This window comes from Nonomuraea sp. NPDC049028, from assembly GCF_043197735.1.
Lineage (GTDB): Bacteria > Actinomycetota > Actinomycetes > Streptosporangiales > Streptosporangiaceae > Nonomuraea.
In genome coordinates this window covers 924,157-941,790 of the sequence record NZ_JBICTR010000001.1, presented here as the reverse complement: position 1 = coordinate 941,790, position 17,634 = coordinate 924,157, and the positions used below count along the sequence as shown (strand labels likewise).

The window sequence follows — 17,634 nt, the reverse complement described above, 5'->3', positions numbered from 1 at the left end:
TCCGGAAGTTTCAGAGCCCCTTGTCGATCAACGCGAACAGCTCGTCGGCGCTCGCCGACTCCACGGTCTGGCCGGTGTCCGCCTGTTCGCCGCGCCATTGCGCCAGCAGTCCGCGCAGCCGGGCGGTGACCGTCGACCGTGTCTCCTCGTCGGGCGTGAGCGCGCCGAGCAGGCGTCCCAGCCGGTCGAGTTCCTCCAGCGCCCGCTCGCCCGTGGGCCGGTCGTCGGGCGCTATCTCCGTGAGCAGGTACTCCGCCAGCGCGATCGGCGAGGCGTGGTCGAACGCCAGCGTCGACGGCAGCCGCCGATCGACGGCGGCGTTCAGCCGGTTACGCAGCTCGACCGCGGTCAGCGAGTCGAACCCCAGCTCGTCGAACGGCCGGTGGGGGTCCACCTCTTCGGCGGAGGCGTGCCCGAGCACGGCGGTGACCTGGTCGAGCACCAGGTCGAGCAGGATCCGCCGCCGCTCCGGTTCCGGAAGCCCGGCCAGTCTGGCCTGCAGACCGGCGCCGGAGCCGCGCTCCGCGGAGGCGGCGCGGCGTGGGCGGGCTCGTACCAGCTCGCTGAGCATCGGCGGCAGGGAGTCGCCGCGCGCGCTCAGCGCCTTGACGTCCAGGCGAATCGGCACCAGGGCCGCCTCGGGCCGGAGCAGGGCGGTGTCGAACAGCGCCAGGCCCGTCTCCGGGGTGAACGGGACGATGCCCTCGCGAGCCATCCGGGCGACCTCCGCCTCGGCGAGGGTGTCGAGCATGCCTCCGCCGCCTGTCCACGGACCCCAGGCCAGCGAGGTCGCCGGGAGCCCCTGCGTCCGCCGCCGGTGGGCCAGCGCGTCCAGGAACGCGTTGGCGGCCGCGTAGTTGCCCTGTCCCGCGCTGCCCATCGTCCCGGCGGCCGAGGAGAACATGACGAAGGCCGACAGGTCGAGGTCGTGCGTCAGCTCGTGCAGGTTGAGCGCCGCGTCCGCCTTGGGCCGCAGCACACCGTCCATCCGCTCGGGCGAGAGCGCGGTGATCGGTCCGTCGTCCAGGACGCCCGCGGCGTGCACCACGGCCGTGAGCGGACGGCCCGCGAGCAGTTCCGCGAGCGCGTAGCGGTCGGCGACGTCGCAGGCCGCGATCTCGACCCGCGCGCCGAGCTCCGCGAGCTCGGCGCGGAGCTTCTCGGCACCCTCGACGGCGGCGCCGCGACGGCTGGTCAGCAGCAGATCGCGTACGCCGTGGCGGGCGACGAGATGGCGGGCGACGAGCCTGCCGAGCGCGCCGGTGCCACCGGTCACCAGCACGGTCCCCTCAGGATCGAGGGGCGCCGGGACCGTCAGCACGACCTTCCCGATATGCCGGGCCTGCGACATGTACCGGAAGGCCTCGGGGGCACGCCGGAGGTCCCAGGCCCTCATGGGGAGCGGCTGGATCTCACCCTGCTCGAACAGGCGCAGAATCTCGCGCAGCATGTGACCGATCCGCTCGGGACCGGCCTCGACGAGGTCGAACGGCGTGTAGCGGACGCCGGGCGCGATCGGCTCCGTGTCCCGGATGTCGGTCTTGCCCATCTCCACGAACCGGCCACCCGCGGACAGCATGCCCAGGGAGGCGTCGATGAACTCCCCGGCCAGCGAGTTGAGCACCACATCGACCTGGCCGAACTTCTCCGCGAACTCCAGTGTCCGCGAGGAGGCCACATGCGCGTCGTCCAGGGTCGTCGACGGCCACTTGCCGGGACTGGCCGTACCGAACACCTCCGCGCCCAGCCAGCGGGCAAGCTGCACCGCCGCCATGCCGACCCCACCGGCGGCCGCGTGCACCAGCACCCGGTCCCCTTCTTGGAGGCCGGCCAGATCGACCAGGCCGTAGTAGGCGGTCAGGAACGCCACCGGCACCGACGCCGCCTCCGCGAACGACCAACCGGCGGGCATCGGCGCCACCTGCCGGTGATCCGTGACCATCAGCGGGCCGAAGGCGCCGCCGTCGAACAGCCCGAACACCTTGTCTCCGGGAGCGAACCCGGTGACGCCGGAGCCGACCTCGACGACCACACCGGCGCCTTCCAGCCCCATCGCGCCGCTCTCGCCCGGGTACATGCCGAGGGCGTTGAGGACGTCGCGGAAGTTCATGCCGGCCGCGCGTACGGCGATCCTGATCTCCCCCGGCCTCAAGGGCGCGACGGCCTCGGGCGCGTCGACGAAGGCCAGGCCGTCCAGCGTGCCTTTGGCCCGGCTGTCCAGCCGCCAGGCGGCGCCGTCGGTCGGCGGTGTGAGGCCGGGGTCGGGCGCGGGGGTGAGCCGGGCCGCGAGCAGGGTGCCCTCTCGCAGGACGAGCTGCGGCTCGCCGCTGAGGGCCGCGGCGGCGATCAGGCCAGTGGCGGCGGCGTGGTCGCTGAGGTCGTCGAGGTCCAGGAGGACGAACTGGCCGGGGTTCTCGACCTGCGCGGACCGGACCAGGCCCCACACCGCGGCGCCCGCGAGGTCACACCCGCTGTCGGGGGCGATCGCCTTCCTGGTCACGAAGAGAAGCCGCGAATCGGCGAGGCGCGGGTCGGCGATCCAGGTCCGCACCAGGTCGAGCGCACGGTGAACCGCCAAGCGGACCGCTGCGGCCGTGGCATCGACCGTAGCGTCGGCGGTCGCGGCGTCGGTCGCGGCGGTGGCGGTGGCGTCGGCCCGGTTCGTGACATCGGGGTTCACGATGACCAGCTCGGGCGGGTCCTCTCCCGAGTCGATGGCCCGGAGCAGCGCGGCCAGGTCGTCGTACGCCTCGGCGCCGGCGATCTCACCGCCGCCGATGGTCCAGCATCGTGCCAGGGACACCGGCTCGGCCGGGATCGGCGTCCAGTCCAGGCGGTACAGCGCGCGTTCCGCGCCGGGCCGTGGACCGGAGAGCGTGTCGAGGGTGATCTGGCGCAGGACCAGCGAGCCGATCGACACCACCGGCTGACCGAGCGGGTCGGCCGCCTCCAGTCGGAAGGAGTCCTCTCCCATCGGGGTCACCCGTACGCGCAGGCTGGACGCCCCGGCGGCGTGCAGTTCCACGTCGGCCCACGTGAACGGCAACGCGGTGTGCTCGGCCGAGGCGGGGCTGAACCCGAAGGCGTGGAGCGCGGCGTCGAGGAGTGCGGGATGCAGACCGAAACGGGCCGCGTCCGCCGCCGCCTGCTCGGGCAGCTCGATCTCGGCGAAGACCTCCTCGCCACGGGTCCAGGCAGCCCGCAGCCCACGGAAGGTCGGACCGTAGGGAAGCCCCAGATCGGCGAGCCGCTCGTAGAGCCCGTCCACCTCGACCTGCTGGGCATCGGCCGGCGGCCACGAACTCGCCTCGAACGCGGCGGCGGGGAAGCCCGAGGAGCCTAGGGACCCCGAGACCGGGGAGGCCGGGGCGAGGGCGCCGGTGGCGTGTCTGTCCCATGGGGCGTCGTCGGTCTGTGAGTACATCGTGATGGTCCGGGTGCCCGAGTCGTCCGGATCGCTCACCACGATCTGCAGCCGGACGCTGCCGTGTCCCGGAACGAGCAGCGGCCGCTCCAAGGTCAGCTCCTCGACCTTCCCGCAGCCGACCTGGTCGGCCGCCCTGATGGCGAGTTCCACCAGGCCGGTGCCGGGGAACACGGCCGCCTCGCCGACCACGTGATCGGCGAGCCAGGGGTGCGAGGCGAGGGAGAGCCGGGCGGTGAACAGGAATCCGCCCGAGTCGGGCAGCTCGACCCCGGCGCCCAGCAGCGGATGGTCCGGAGCGTCCAGCCCGATGGACGAGGGGTCACCGCTCGACTGCGCGGGGTTCAGCCAGTAGCGCCGGTGCTGGAAGGCGTATGTGGGCAGGTCCACCCGGCGGGCGCCGGTCCCGGCGAAGAACCGTTCCCAGTCCACCGCCGCGCCACCGGCGTGCGCCTGCCCGACCGCCGTCACCACCTGCTCGGCCTCGTCTCTGCCGCGACGCAGCGCCGGTACGAACACCGGGCCGCGCCCGTCCTGGGGCTCGGGCACGCACTCCTGCCCCATCCCCGACAGCACCCCGTCGGGGCCCAACTCGACGAAGGTCCGTACGTCCTGGCCATGGAGAAAGGCGACGCCGTCGGCGAACCGCACCGCTTCGCGGACATGGCGCACCCAGTACTCGGCCGTGAACTCCCGCACCGGCGCACCGGTCACGTTCGACACGACCGGGACCGACGCGCTCCCGTACGACAGGCCCTCGGTCACCTCGCGGAAGGCGGCCAGCATCGGCTCCATCCGGGGCGAGTGGAAGGCGTGACTGACCGGCAACCGGCGGGACTTGGCGAAGCGGCCCGCGACCCGCAGCACCGCCTCCTCGTCACCGGACAGGACCACCGAGGCGGGCCCGTTGACCGCCGCGATCACCACTCCACCGGCGCCCGCAAGAACCTGCCCGGCGTCCTCTTCGCCGGCCTCGGCGAGAATCCGCCTGGCCTCGTCCTCTCCGGCCTGGACCGCGACCATCGCCCCGCCGGTCGGCAACGCCTGCATCAGCCGGCCCCGGGCCGCCACGAGCGCGCACGCGTCATCCAGCGACAGCACCCCCGCCGCGTGCGCGGCCGCCACCTCGCCGATCGAGTGCCCGAGCAGGAAGTCGGGAACGACGCCCCACGACTCGACCAGCCGATAGAGCGCCACCTCCACCGCGAACAAGGCGGCCTGGGTGTACCCCGTCTGGTCCAGCAGTTCCGGCCGCTCCCACATCACCTCCGTCAGCGGACGCTCCAGCAGCGGATCCAGCCGCGCGCACACCGCCGCCAGGTGCTCGGCGAACACCGGATAGGCCGCCACCAGCTCGCGCCCCATCCCCACGCGCTGGCTCCCCTGTCCGGTGAACAGGAACGCCAGCTTCCCGCCGCTCACCACGCCGTCGGCCACCTGCGACAGACCCGCCAGCAGCCCGGCGCGGTCCGAGGCGGTCACCACGGCACGATGTTCCAGAGCCGCCCGTGCCGTCGCCAGCGAGTAGGCCACGTCCGGCAGAGAAGCGTCTTCCCGCTCCTCCAGGTATGACCTCAGCCGCTCCGCCTGAGCGCGCAACCCGGCCGCGCTCCTCCCGGAGATCGGCAGCGGCAGGGCCGGCAAAGCCAGGGCCGTCGGCTCTTCGTGTTCGGTCTCGACCGCTTCCAGGACGACATGGGCGTTGGTCCCGCTGATGCCGAACGACGACACGCCCGCCCGGCGCGGGCGTTCGCCACCGGGCCAGGGGATCGGCTCGGTCAGCAGCCGGACGTTCCCGGCCGACCAGTCCACGTGCGAGGAGGGGGTGTCGACGTGCAGGGTTCTGGGCAGTACGCCGTGCCGCATCGCCATGACCATCTTGATCACACCGGCGACGCCGGCGGCGGCCTGGGTGTGCCCGATGTTGGACTTGACCGTGCCCAGCCACAGCGGCCGATCCTGCGGCCGGTCCTTGCCGTACGTGGCCAGCAGCGCCTGCGCCTCGATCGGATCGCCCAGGGTCGTACCGGTGCCGTGGGCTTCGACGGCGTCCACGTCGGCGGGAGACAGCTCGGCGTCGACCAGCGCCTGACGGATCACCCGCTGCTGGGACGGCCCGTTCGGCGCGGTGAGCCCGTTGCTCGCGCCGTCCTGATTGACCGCGCTCCCCCGCACGACCGCCAACACCCGGTGACCGTGACGGCGCGCGTCCGACAGCCGCTCCAGCAGCAACAAACCCACGCCTTCGGCGAACGCCGTACCATCCGCCGCCTCCGCGAACGCCTTACAACGCCCGTCCCGCGCCAGACCCCGCTGCCTGCTGAACTCCACGAAGATCTCCGGCGTGAAGATGATGGTGGCGCCGCCGCTGATGGCCAGGGCGCACTCGCCCCTGCGCAGCGACTCGCAGGCCAGGTGGAGTGCGACCAGGGACGACGAGCACGCCGTGTCCAAGGTGACGGCCGGACCCTCCAGGCCCAGGACATAGGCGATGCGGCCGGACATCACGGCCGTGGAGCCGCCGGTCAGCAGATGGCCCTCGACCCCGTCGGGGAATCCGGCCGGGCCGACGCCGTAGCCGGTGGACGCGGCGCCGACGAAGACGCCCGTCTCGCTGCCCCGCAGCGTCGCGGGGTCGAGGCCGGCCTGTTCGAGCAGCTCCCATGAGGTCTCCAGCAGGAGCCGCTGCTGCGGATCCGTGGCCAGCGCCTCTCGCGGGCTCATCCCGAAGAAGCCCGCGTCGAAGTCACCCGCGTCCGTCAGGAAGCCGCCCGTGCGGACATAGCACGTACCGGCGCGCTCGGGATCGGGGTCGTAGAGCCGCTCCAGGTCCCAGCTGCGGTCGGCGGGGAACTCCGACATCGCGTCCCGGCCTTCGGCGACCAGGCGCCAGAGCTGTTCGGGATCGTTCACTCCGCCGGGCAGGCGGCAGCTCATGGCCACGATCGCGATGGGCTCGTGCCGCCGGGCCTCCATCTCGTCCATCCGGCGATGGACCGACTGGAGTTCGGCGGTCGCCAGCCTCAGGTATTCGCGGAGCTTGCCGTCATTCGCCATCAGACTCAGACCTCCGTCGCGAGGAGCCAAGCGCGTTGTCGAGGATTGTGAAGAGCTCGTCGTCCGTGGCCGACTCGTACTGCTCGGAGCCGTCCTGTTCGGGTTCGGGCGCCTCGCCCTGCAGGTCGTTCCATTTGCGGACCAGTGACCGCAGCCGGGCGGTGATCGCCGGCCGGTCGTCGGTCGCCGCCACCGTGGCGAGTGCGGCTTCCAGCCGGTCGACCTCGGCGAGTACGGCGGCGGCGGAGTCCTGGACGGCCGGGCGGAACGCCTCTCCCACCCGGTCCGCGAGGGCGTTCGGCGTGGGGTGGTCGAAGACGAGCGTGCTGGGCAGGCGCAGGCCGGTGGCGGCGCTGAGCCGGTTGCGCAGCTCGACGCCGGTCAGCGAGTCGAAGCCCAGCTCCTTGAAGGCCCGGTCGGGTAGCACCGAGTCGGGGCTCGGGTGCCCGAGCACGCCGGCCGCCTCGGCGCGGACGAGCCGCACGAGCTCGGCCTTGCGTTCTTCCTCGGGCAGGCCGTCGAGCCGGTGCTTGAGTGTCGAGACGCCGGGCTGGGCGGCCCGCCGTACGTGGGCGCGAGTCTGGTCGCGGACCAGGCCGCGCAGCAGCGCCGGCGGCGGGGTGGCGCTCGACCGCAGCGCGGCGAGGTCCAGCCGGATCGGCAGCAGCACGGGTTCGTCCACTGTCCGTGCCGCGTCGAACAACGCCAGTCCGTCTGCGGAGGGGAGCTGGACGAAGCCGGACCGGGCCATGCCGCTCATGGCGGTGTCGTCGAGGTGCGCGGTCATGCCGCTGCGTTGCTCCCAGAAGCCCCAGGCCAGCGACATCGCGGCGAGGCCGTGCGCCCGCCGGTGGGCCGCCAGCGCGTCCAGGAACGCGTTCGCCGCAGCGTAGTTGCCCTGTCCGGCCTCGCCCAGTACGCCCGCCGCCGAGGAGAACAGCACGAACGCCGACAGATCCAGGCCCTCGGTCAGCTGGTGCAGTTGCCAGGCCGCCTCCGCCTTGGCGCCCACCACCGCGTCGACCTGCTCGGCCGTGAGCGACTCCACCATTCCGTCGTCCAGCGCCCCGGCCGCGTGCACCACGGCGGACAGCCGGTGTTCCGCGCGCAGGCGGTCCAGGAGCCCGGCCAGCGCCGTACGGTCGGCGACGTCGCACGCCACGATCTCGGCCCGCGCCCCCGAGGCCGCGAGCTCGGCGCGCAGTTCCTCCGCGCCGGGGGCCTCGATGCCTCTGCGTCCCACGAGCACCAGATCGCGTACGCCGTGCTCGGCCACCAGGTGCCGGGCCACCAGCCCGCCGATCATCCCGGTGCCTCCGGTCACCAGCACGGTGCCGTCCCGGTCGAACGGGACCGGCAGCGTGAGTACGACCTTCCCGACATGCCGGGCCTGCGACATGAACCGGAACGCCTCCCGCGCCCGCCGCACGTCCCACACCTGGATGGGCGACCGCTGGAACACGCCCTCCTCGAACAGGCCCAGGACCTCGGCCAGCATCTCGCCCAGACGGTCCGGCCCCGTGTCGATCAGGTCGAAGGCGGTGTAACGGACTCCGGGGGCGATCGTCTCCGTGTCCCGGATGTCGGTCTTGCCCATCTCCACGAACCGGCCACCGACCGGCAGCATGCCGAGCGAGGCGTCGATGAACTCCCCGGCCAGCGAGTTGAGCACCACGTCCACCTGGCCGAACTTCTCCGCGAACTCCAGCGTCCGCGACGAGGCCACATGGTCATCGTCCAGCGGCAGCGACGCCCACTTGCCGGGGCTCGCCGTACCGAACACCTCCGCGCCCAGCCAGCGAGCCACCTGTACGGCGGCCATGCCGACCCCACCGGCGGCCGCGTGCACCAGCACCCGGTCACCGGCTCGCACACCGGCCACGTCCACCAGGCCGTAGAACGCCGTCAGGAACGCCGCCGGCACCGACGCGGCCGCCGCGAACGACCAACCGGCGGGCATCGGAGCCAGCAACCGCCGATCGGTCACTCCCACGGGACCGTACGCGCCATCGAGCAGCCCCAGCACCCGATCACCGGGCGCCAGATCGGTCACGGCCGAGCCCACCTCCAGCACCACACCGGCGACCTCTCCGCCGATCGGGACGTCGCGCTCCGGGACCATGCCCAGCGCCACGACGACGTCGCGGAAGTTCATCCCGGCCGCCCGTATCGACAGCCGTACCTCGCCCGGTCCCACCGGGCGGGCCGCCTCCGGGCACGGGACCAGCGCCAGGCCGTCCAGCGTGCCCGCGCCGGTGGCTTCGAGCCGCCACGGCTCGCCGCCCAAGGGTGGCAGCAGCGCCTCGCCGGTCGTGGCGCGCGCCAGCCTGGGCACCCATACCGCTCCCCGGCGTACGGCCAACTGCGGCTCGGCGAGCGCCGCCAGCACGGCGGGCACCGGCACCTCGGAGTCGTCGAGGTCCAGCGTCACGAACCGGCCGGGGTGCTCCGACTGCGCGGAGCGCATCAGGCCGAGCACCGCGGCGGCGGCCAGGTCGGTCACGTCCTCGCCGTCCAGGGCGACCGCTCCCCTGGTGACCAGGGCGAACGTGGACTCCTCGAACCGGTCGTCGGCCAGCCAGGACCGTACGGTGGCCAGGGCCCGATGGATCGCCTCCCGCACGTCTCCGCCGCCCGAGAAGGTGACGAACACCAGCTCGGGAGCCGACGGCAAGGAGGCCAGATCGGGATAGACGGGGGCGCCCAGGGCGGCGGCGAGCCCAGAACCCAGCCCGCTCGCGTCCACCACGGCGCAGCGGCTCGGCGAGAGCGTCGGCGTCGGGTCGCCGGTGTACGGCGAGGCGATCCAGCCGACGCGGAACAGCGACTCGCGGCGCGGATCCGGCGCCGACGACGCGAGCGGCCGGGACAGCAGCGACTCCACCGCGGCCACCGGAGCTCCCGAGGGGTCCGCCAGCCGCAGCGAGATCTCGTCCGGACCCGACGGGGTCAGGCGGACCCGCAACGTGGACGCGCCTTCCGCGTACAGCGACAGGCCGGACCAGGTGAACGGCAGGCTCACCCCTGCGGCGGCGCCGTCAAGCAGCGACTCCGCGTGCAGCGCGGCGTCGAGCAGCGCGGGATGCAGGCCGAAGCCCCCCGTCTCCCGCTGTGGCAGGGTGACCTCGGCGAACACCTCGTCCCCGAGCCGCCACGCGGCCTGGAGCCCGCGGAACGGCCCGTCGTAGTCCAGACCGCGCGCGGCGAGGCGGTCGTAGACCTCGGTCACGTCGACGGCCTCGGCGCCCGGCGGCGGCCAGGCGGACAGGTCGAAGTCCGCCGTGGGACGGGCGGCCGACACGACGCCGGTCGCGTGCCGGGTCCAGTCCGTGTCGTTCTCGGGGCGCGCGTGCAGCGTCAGCGGCCGTCGCCCGGTCTCGTCCGGCGCGTCGATCCGTACCTGCACCAACACGGCGTCCTGCGCGGGCAGCGCCAGCGGCGCCTCCAGGACCAGCTCCTCCAGCAGGGCGCAGCCGACCTGGCGGCCCGCGCTGACGGCCAGCTCGGCGAAGGCCGCTCCGGGGAACAGGACAGTGCCGGACACCGTGTGGCCGGCCAGCCAGGGGTGCGAGCGCAGCGACAGCCGGCCGGTGAGGACGATCTCGTCGGAGTCGGCCAGGGACAGCGCCCCGCCGAGGAAGGGGTGGTCGGCCGCGGTCAGGCCCGCCTGCTCGACGTCGGCCGAGTCGCCGGCCTCCAGCCAATAGCGTTCGCGCTGGAAGGCGTACGTGGGCAGGTCCACCTTGCGGGCGTCGGCCGAGGCGAACAGGGGCGTCCAGTCGACCGGCGCGCCGTGCGCGCAGGACTCCGCGACCGAGGTGACGAACCTGGCCGCCGCGTCCTCGTCGCGGCGCAGCGAGCCGATGGCCACCACGCCGGCGCCCGCGGCCTCGGCCGTCTCCTGGACCGCGGCGGTCAGCGTCGGGTGCGGGCTGACCTCGACGAACATTCCGTAGCCCTGCTGGACCAGGCTCTGGACCGCCTGCTCGAAGCGCACCGGGCGGCGCAGGTTGGTGTACCAGTAGGCGGCGTCGAGTTCCTCGGTGTCGAGCGGCTCGCCGGTCACCGTGGAGCAGAACGCCACTTCGGCCGTCCAGGGCACGATCCCGGCCAGGTCGGCCAGCAGCCGGTCGCGCAGCGGCTCGGCGTAGGCCGTGTGTGAGGGATAGTCGACCGGGATCATCTTGGCTCTGACGTCCTCGGCCTTCAGGAGATCGAGCAGTTCGTCGAGTGCCGCCGAGTCGCCGGCGACCACGACCGCGGTCGGGCTGTTCACCGCCGCTATCGACAGACGGTCCGCCCAGGGGGCGAGCCGGTCGAGCGCCTCGGCGGGCGGGAGCGAGACGGCCAGCATGCCGCCGCGGCCGGACAGGTCTTCGGTGATGGCCCGGCTGCGGAGGGCCACCACCTTGGCCGCGTCTTCGAGGGACAGCGCTCCCGCCACGCAGGCGGCGGCGATCTCGCCCTGGGAATGCCCCACGACGGCCTCGGGTTCGACGCCGTAGGAGCGCCACAGGTGCGCCAGCGAGACCATGACCGCCCATGCCGCGGGCTGGATCACGTCCATCCGGTCGAGTGGCCACGCGGGCGACTCGCCGCGCAGCACGTCCATCAGCTTCCAGTCCACGAACTTCTCGAGCGCGTCCGCGCACTCCGCCATGCGGGCGGCGAACGGCGGCGCGGCGTCGAGGAGTCCGAGGATCATGTCCTTCGACAGGACGGCCTGGCCGGGGAAGACGAAGGCCACTCGGGGCGAGGCGGTCGCCGTGCCGTACACGACGTTCGGGTCGGGGACCGCGTCCGCGACGGCGCGCAGGGCCGCAAGGAGGGTGTCACGGTCGTCGCCGATCACCGCCGCCCGGTACGGGAGGGCGGCGCGCGAGCTGACCAGGGAGTGGCCGACGTCGACCGGCGACAGCCCCGGGTCCTGCTCGACACGGGCGGCCAGTCGCCCGGCCTGGGCCCGTAGCGCCTGCTCGCTCTTGGCCGTGACCACCCAGGGCACCACAGGGGTGGCCGTCTCGTCGCGGGGGGCCTCGGCGTGCGGGTGTTCCTCGATGATGACGTGCGCGTTGGTGCCGCTGACGCCGAACGAGGAGATGGCCGCGCGGCGCGGGGTGTCCTCCGCCGTGTCCCAGGGGACGTTCTCGGTGAGCAGGGCGATGCTTCCGGACGACCAGTCCACGTTCGGCGAGGGCTCGTCGGCGTACAGGGTCTTGGGCAGGGTGCCGTGCCGCATCGCGAGCACCATCTTGATCACCCCGGCCACGCCGGCGGCGGCCTGGGTGTGGCCGATGTTCGACTTGATCGAGCCCAGGTAGAGGGGTCTGTCCGCCGGGCGGCCCTGACCGTAGGCGGCGAACAGGGCGCGCGCCTCGATGGGGTCGCCCAGCGTCGTACCGGTGCCGTGCGCCTCGACCACGTCGACCTCGGCGGGAGTCAGGCCCGCGGCAGCCAGCGCCCGGGCGATCACCCGCTGCTGGGAGGGACCGTTGGGCACGGTCAGCCCGCTGCTGGCGCCGTCCTGGTTGATCGCGCTGCCGCGGATCACGGCCAGCACCTGGTGGCCGTTGCGGGTGGCGTCCGACAGGCGCTCCAGCAGGAGCATGCCCGCGCCCTCACCCCAGCCCGTCCCGTCGGCGGCCGCCGAGAACGCCTTGCACCGGCCGTCCGGCGACAGCCCGCGCTGCCTGCTGAACTCCACGAACGTGCTCGGGGTCGACATCACCGTGACGCCGCCGGCCAGCGCCATGGCGCATTCGTCCTGGCGCAGGGCCTGGGCCGCGAGGTGCAGCGCCACCAGTGAGGATGAGCAGGCCGTGTCCACCGTGATCGCCGGGCCCTCCAGGCCCATCAGGTAGGAGACCCGGCCGGAGGCGATGCTGCCGTCGCTGCCGTTGCCGATGTAGCCGCCGAGGTCGGCGGGGACGGCGCGGACCCTGGAGCCGTAGTCGTGGTAGATGACTCCGGCGAAGACGCCCGTGGAGCTGCCCCGGGCCGAGGCCGGATCGATGCCCGCGCCTTCGAACGCCTCCCACGCGGTCTCCAGCAGCAGCCGCTGCTGGGGATCCATCGCCAGGGCCTCTCGCGGGCTGATCCCGAAGAAGTGCGGGTCGAACCGCGCCGCGTCGTGGAGGAAGCCGCCGGAGCTCGTCAGGCTCTTGCCGGGACTGTCCGGATCCGGGTCATAGAGGTCGACGTCCCAGCCCCGGTCGGTGGGGAACGGCGAGATCGCGTCGGTCCCGGCGACCAGCAGCCGCCACAGCTCCTCGGGCGAGCCCGCGTCGCCGGGGAAGCGGCAGCTCATCCCGATGATCGCGATGGGCTCGGCGTCCCTGTCCTCGGCCTGCCGCAGCCGGCGGCGGGTCTCCCGCAGGTCGGCGGTGGCCCGCCTGAGGTATTCCAGCAGCCTGGTCTCGTTGTCCACGGCTCATCTCCGGGTCGGGGAAGCCGCCTGGTGACGGGCGACCAGCTCTTCTAGATCACGTACGCTGTCGGCGGGGGTCGGCGTCTTCGCCATGTCCTGCTGGATCCGGACCGCGTTCCGCCGGAACCCCTCGTCCTCCAGCAGCCGCACCAGCCCGTCGCGCAGTGTCCGCGCCGAGAGCTGATCGGGCTCGATGACCAGGCCCGCTCCCTGCTGGGCTATCTGAAGGGCCATGCCCGTCTCGTCGTAGAGCTGGGCGGGGACGATGAGCTGGGGCACGCCATGGGTGATGGCCGTGCAGGTGGTCCCCGTGCCGCCGTGGTGGACGATGGCCGAGCAGCCGGGCAGCAGGGAGTTGAGCGGGACGAAGTCCACGATGCGGACGTTCGCCGGGACCTTCGCGCCGTCCAGCTGGTTCTCCTTCAGGGTGGCGACCACCTCGACGTCCAGGTCGGCCACGGCCTCGAACAGCTCGGCGGCCTTGACGCTGCCGCGCCCGCCCCAGACCTCCCTGCCGGACACCCCTAGGGTGAAGCAGACGCGTCGCCGGGACGGCGGCTCTCTGAGCCAGGCCGGGATGGTCGAGGGGCCGTTGTAGGGGATGAAACGGACGCGCAGGTGGTCGTCCTCGCCGGGGAAGCGCAGCCAGGCCGGCATGGAGTCGACCGTGGCCTGGCCGAGGATCACTTCCTCGTCGAAGTCGCAGCCGTACGCGGCCAGCTTCGCCGTGATCCACTCGACCACGGGGTCCTCACGCGGATCGTCCGGTTGCTCCGCGCGCAGCCGGAGGAACAGCGAGCGCATCCGCGCCCAGTGGTCGCGGCCGAAGGTGGTCCGTACCTGTGCCGCGCCGCAGGCCCGGGCGGCCACGGGGCCCGGGAAGGTGATGGAGTCCCAGACCACCAGGTCGGGCTGCCAGCTCCGGCAGAAGGCGACCAGGTCGGCGTACATGGACTCGTCGGTGATGAAGTCCAGGGCCATCGGGGAGCAGAAGGCGTCCAGGCAGTCGCGGACGTACTCGTACGTGAGCACCTCGGGGCGCTCCTCCGCGATGTCGTATCCGGAGCCGTATATCTGCCGGTCAAGTGGTGTCTCCGCCAGTCGCCCGGCCACGTCGGACTTTCCGCCGACCGATAAAGCGGTCAAGCCGGTCCGGGTAATGGCGTCGACGATGTCCGGCTGGCCGGCGACGATTACTTCGTGGCCCGCGGCTTTCATCGCCCAGGCGATGGGGACCATGAGAAAGAGGTGCGCGTTTGCCGCGTGTTGAGTGAACAGAACACGCATGAACAATTCCTCCAAATTATTTATCGCGTCGAATGGGACGCTACCTATGCGCGGATGACCGCCCGACCCCTAGGGGACCCCTCACGCTCCCCTGTGCGCGGCCGGATGATCGCCCACACGGGAGACAGCGTGGCCACCAGGGCGGACAGCGTGGCGGAGCAGATCACGGCCAGATAGACCCAGGCCGGCCCCGGGGGCATCGGTGAGCCGTTGACCGCCATGGCGAACGGAATCAGGATGGGGGCGACCGCCGCCGTGCCGAGCACGACGCCGACCATGGCGACCACCACGGCCTCGATCCCCACCATGCGCAGGATCTGGCCACGGGTGAACCCGATCAGGCGCTGTAGACGGAACTCCCTGCGCCGCGAGCCGGCTCCCATCGCCTGGGCGCTGATCACCGAGATGCCGGCGAAGATGATGATCACTCCGGTGAACAGGTAGTTGATCCAGGCCCGGGTCCGCCCCTGCTCGACGGCGGTCGTGGACGGCCCGATGCCGTCGCTGACCCGCAGCGTGGGCAGGCGGCCCGTCGCCTCGACGAGGTCGGCGCGCAGTTTCCGCGGGTCGGTGCCAGGCGCCTCCCGGACCAGGATCTGGGTCGGCGAGCCGGCGGTCGTGTGGGCGGCGAGCAGCGTGGCGGGCATCAGGATCATCTCGCCGCCGGGCCGGTCCGCGAGCAGCGCGACCACCCTCAGGTCCACCCTGGCGCCGTCGCCCAGCCGCAGGGTGATCGCGTCGCCGATCCCCTTGCCGAGCTCGCGGGCGTGCTGCCGGGTGAGGGCGACGGAGTCGCCACGCAGCCCGGTGAGCGTGCCCGCCGTGAGGGAGATGTCCGTGACCCCGGCCGCGCCGTCCGCCGTGAGGCCCAGGAGCGGCCAGCCGTGCTCGCTCTGCGATGGGTCGTACGGCCTCTCGACGTACCCGCTGCTGGTCGCCAGCTCCGACGCGGCCATGACCCCTGGGACGGACCGGACGCGGCCGAGCAGGCCGGGACCGAGGCCGCCGGTGATCACGTGGTCGGCCCGCAGGTCCTCCAGGCGGACCTGCCGGACCTGGTCGGCCTGCGTCATCTGCAGATAGATGTTCGCGGTGCTGATGCCGGTCGCGAGCATGATGGGCAGGATCGCGGTGGCCATGCCGAACGGCCGGGCGCAGCTGTTGAGCAGGGCGAGGCGGCCGATCGTCCTGGGCCGGGCGCGTACGGCCCGGCCGACCAGCCCGCTCATCGCCTTCGTCATCCTGGACGCCACCACGGCCACGCCGAGGATCACCACGATCGCGGCGAGGCAGGCGACGCTCACCGCGGCGGAGCGGATCATCACCATGGCCGAGCAGATCGTCGTGCCCACCACGCCGAGGCAGATCAGGGCGAGCGCCGCGCGCGCCCGGTCGAGCCCGTGGTCCTGCGGCACCGAGCTGAGCGCCGTGGCGGGGCGAGGTCGCGCGGCCCGCCAGATCGGGAAGAAGGCGGCCGCCAGCCCGGTGCACAGGCACACCGCGGCCGCGAGCGCGGCCGGGAGCCAGCCCGGGTCGAACCGCAGCGCCGCCGGTACGACCCCGTCGCGCACCAGGTGCCCGAACAACTGACCGCCGAGGTGGCCGCCGAGCACCGTGCCCGCCACCGTGGCGACCACCGCGATCGTCGTCACCTCGCCGAACATCATCAGGCGGACGCGGCGCGGCGGCGTGCCCATCGCCTGCAGCAGTGTCAGCTCCGGCGCCCGGTGCTCGACCAGGAGTTTCATGGTGCTGACCAGGACGAGCATGCCGACCAGGAGCGTCGTGCCGCCGATCAGGCCGGCGATGGTGATCAGGTTCTCGCGGCCGGCGCGCGCCTGCGCGAACTCCGCGAGCCCCCGGTCGTCCCCGGTGAGCGTCACCGCGGGCTGGCCGCGCAGGGTGGCGCGCACCCGGTCGGCGAGCGCCTGCTCGCCCGTCCCGGGCACGGGGATCACGGCTATCGCGTCCACCGAGTCCGGATGGCCGGACAGCCACCGCGCGTCGTAGGGCGTGAAGAACATCGCGGCCGCCGTGGCCGTACGTCCCGCCGCCGGGGCGACCACACCGGTCACCCGGAAGGTCGCTACGGCGCCGCGGGCCACGACCTGGATCCGGTCGCCCACGCGGCTGCCCGATCGCGCGGCGAGCGCCGCGTCCAGCACGACGTCTCCGGCCGTCGCGGGCGCGGTGCCGGACCGCAGCTCGTACGGCAGCAGCCCGGCGGAGGTCCATTCGTGCCCCGTGGCCCGGGGCGTGTCCCCGCCGAGCATGGTGACGGGGATGGAGACGTCGCCGATGACGTCGGCGACGCCGGGCACCGCCCGTACGGTCTCCAGCAGGGACCGGCTCAGGCGTACGGTCTCGGACAGGCTCGCCCATTCGACGTCGTCGTCGCGGGGGTCGGCGTCCGGCAGCCGGTAGGACGGGTCGCCCGCGACCACCACCGCGGCGCCGGCCAGCCGCTCGGGCGGGAACGCGGCCTGGATCCCCGCCGCCATCAGCCCCGCGCACGCCGCCACGATGGCGGTGGCGGCGAAGACCGTGGCGAGCACCGCCGAGAACGCGCCCCTGCGGTGGGACAGAGTGCGCAGGGCCAGGCGCCACATCAGGACGGCTCTCCCCGGTCCCACATCGCCAGGTGGGCCATCCGCTCCGCCGCCGCCTTGCTGGGCGGGAGCTCCAGCTCCTCCACGACCCGGCCGCCGGCCATGAAGAAGACGTGGTCGGCGTAGGCCGCGATCCGCGAGTCGTGCGTGGCCACCACCACTGTCTGTCCCGCCCGCGCCGCTTCGCGCAGCAGGCCGAGCACCTGGCCGACGCCCTCGTTGTCCTGCGCGCAGGTGGGCTCGTCGGCGAAGATCACCGGCGCCCGGCCGACGAGGGCCCGCGCGACCGCCACCCGCTGCTGCTCGGCGAAGGACAGGCGGTGCGGCAGGTCGTGCAGGTGGTCGGTCAGGCCGATCTGCGCGATCACCCGGTCCAGCAGGACGGTGTCGACGCTCCGGCCGGCCAGGTAGCCGGGCAGCGCGATGTTCTCCGCCACGTTGAGCGCGGGCAGCAGATTGGACCCCTGGAAGACGAAGCCGAGCCGGTCACGCCGCAGCCTGGTCAGCGACGCGTCGTCGAGGTCGGTCAGCTCCTCGCCGTCGAGGAGCACCGACCCTGACGCCGGCCGCTCCAGCCCCGACGCGCAGCGCAGCAGCGTGCTCTTGCCGGACCGCGACGGCCCGATGACCGCGGTGAGCGCCCGTTTCCGGCAGCCGATCGTGACGCCGCTCAGCGCCTCGAAGCTGCCCTTCCTCGTGTGGTACGTCTGTCGTACGGAATTCAACCGCACGATGTCGCCCTCTTCGCTCCTTGGATTGTCCGCAGGTCTGCTCATAGAACGGATGTTAATCACCGATTCATATTCCGCGCATCGGCCTGAAGGGCCATC

General features: G+C 72.9%; 5 protein-coding genes. All 5 read right to left on the bottom strand.

Going from position 1 to position 17,634, the window contains the following annotated elements:
- Window positions 1-10 precede the first annotated feature (10 nt).
- From ACGFJ2_RS04140 to ACGFJ2_RS04120, 5 genes are read right to left on the bottom strand one after another with little or no spacing between them, the layout of a single operon-like run.
- Entirely contained in the window at window positions 11-6,481 is a 6,471-nt protein-coding gene (locus tag ACGFJ2_RS04140; RefSeq protein WP_393464438.1) for an SDR family NAD(P)-dependent oxidoreductase, read from the bottom strand.
- The gene (locus tag ACGFJ2_RS04135; RefSeq protein ID WP_393464435.1) at window positions 6,471-12,908 is read right to left on the bottom strand and encodes an SDR family NAD(P)-dependent oxidoreductase; all 6,438 of its coding nucleotides are present in this window, start codon (window positions 12,906-12,908) and stop codon (window positions 6,471-6,473) included. Before ACGFJ2_RS04135 ends, ACGFJ2_RS04140 begins: the two co-directional genes overlap by 11 nt.
- A gap of 3 nt (window positions 12,909-12,911) precedes the next feature.
- Window positions 12,912-14,195, bottom strand: a complete 1,284-nt coding sequence (locus ACGFJ2_RS04130) for an activator-dependent family glycosyltransferase (protein WP_393464432.1) — start codon at window positions 14,193-14,195, stop codon at window positions 12,912-12,914.
- 44 nt (window positions 14,196-14,239) lie between these two features.
- The gene (locus ACGFJ2_RS04125) at window positions 14,240-16,804 is read right to left on the bottom strand and encodes an FtsX-like permease family protein (protein ID WP_393464429.1); all 2,565 of its coding nucleotides are present in this window, start codon (window positions 16,802-16,804) and stop codon (window positions 14,240-14,242) included.
- Window positions 16,804-17,580 (bottom strand): ABC transporter ATP-binding protein, encoded by a 777-nt coding sequence (locus tag ACGFJ2_RS04120; protein WP_393464426.1) that lies wholly within the window; start codon window positions 17,578-17,580, stop codon window positions 16,804-16,806. The genes ACGFJ2_RS04125 and ACGFJ2_RS04120 overlap by 1 nt, the downstream gene beginning before the upstream one ends.
- Window positions 17,581-17,634: the final 54 nt, after the last annotated feature.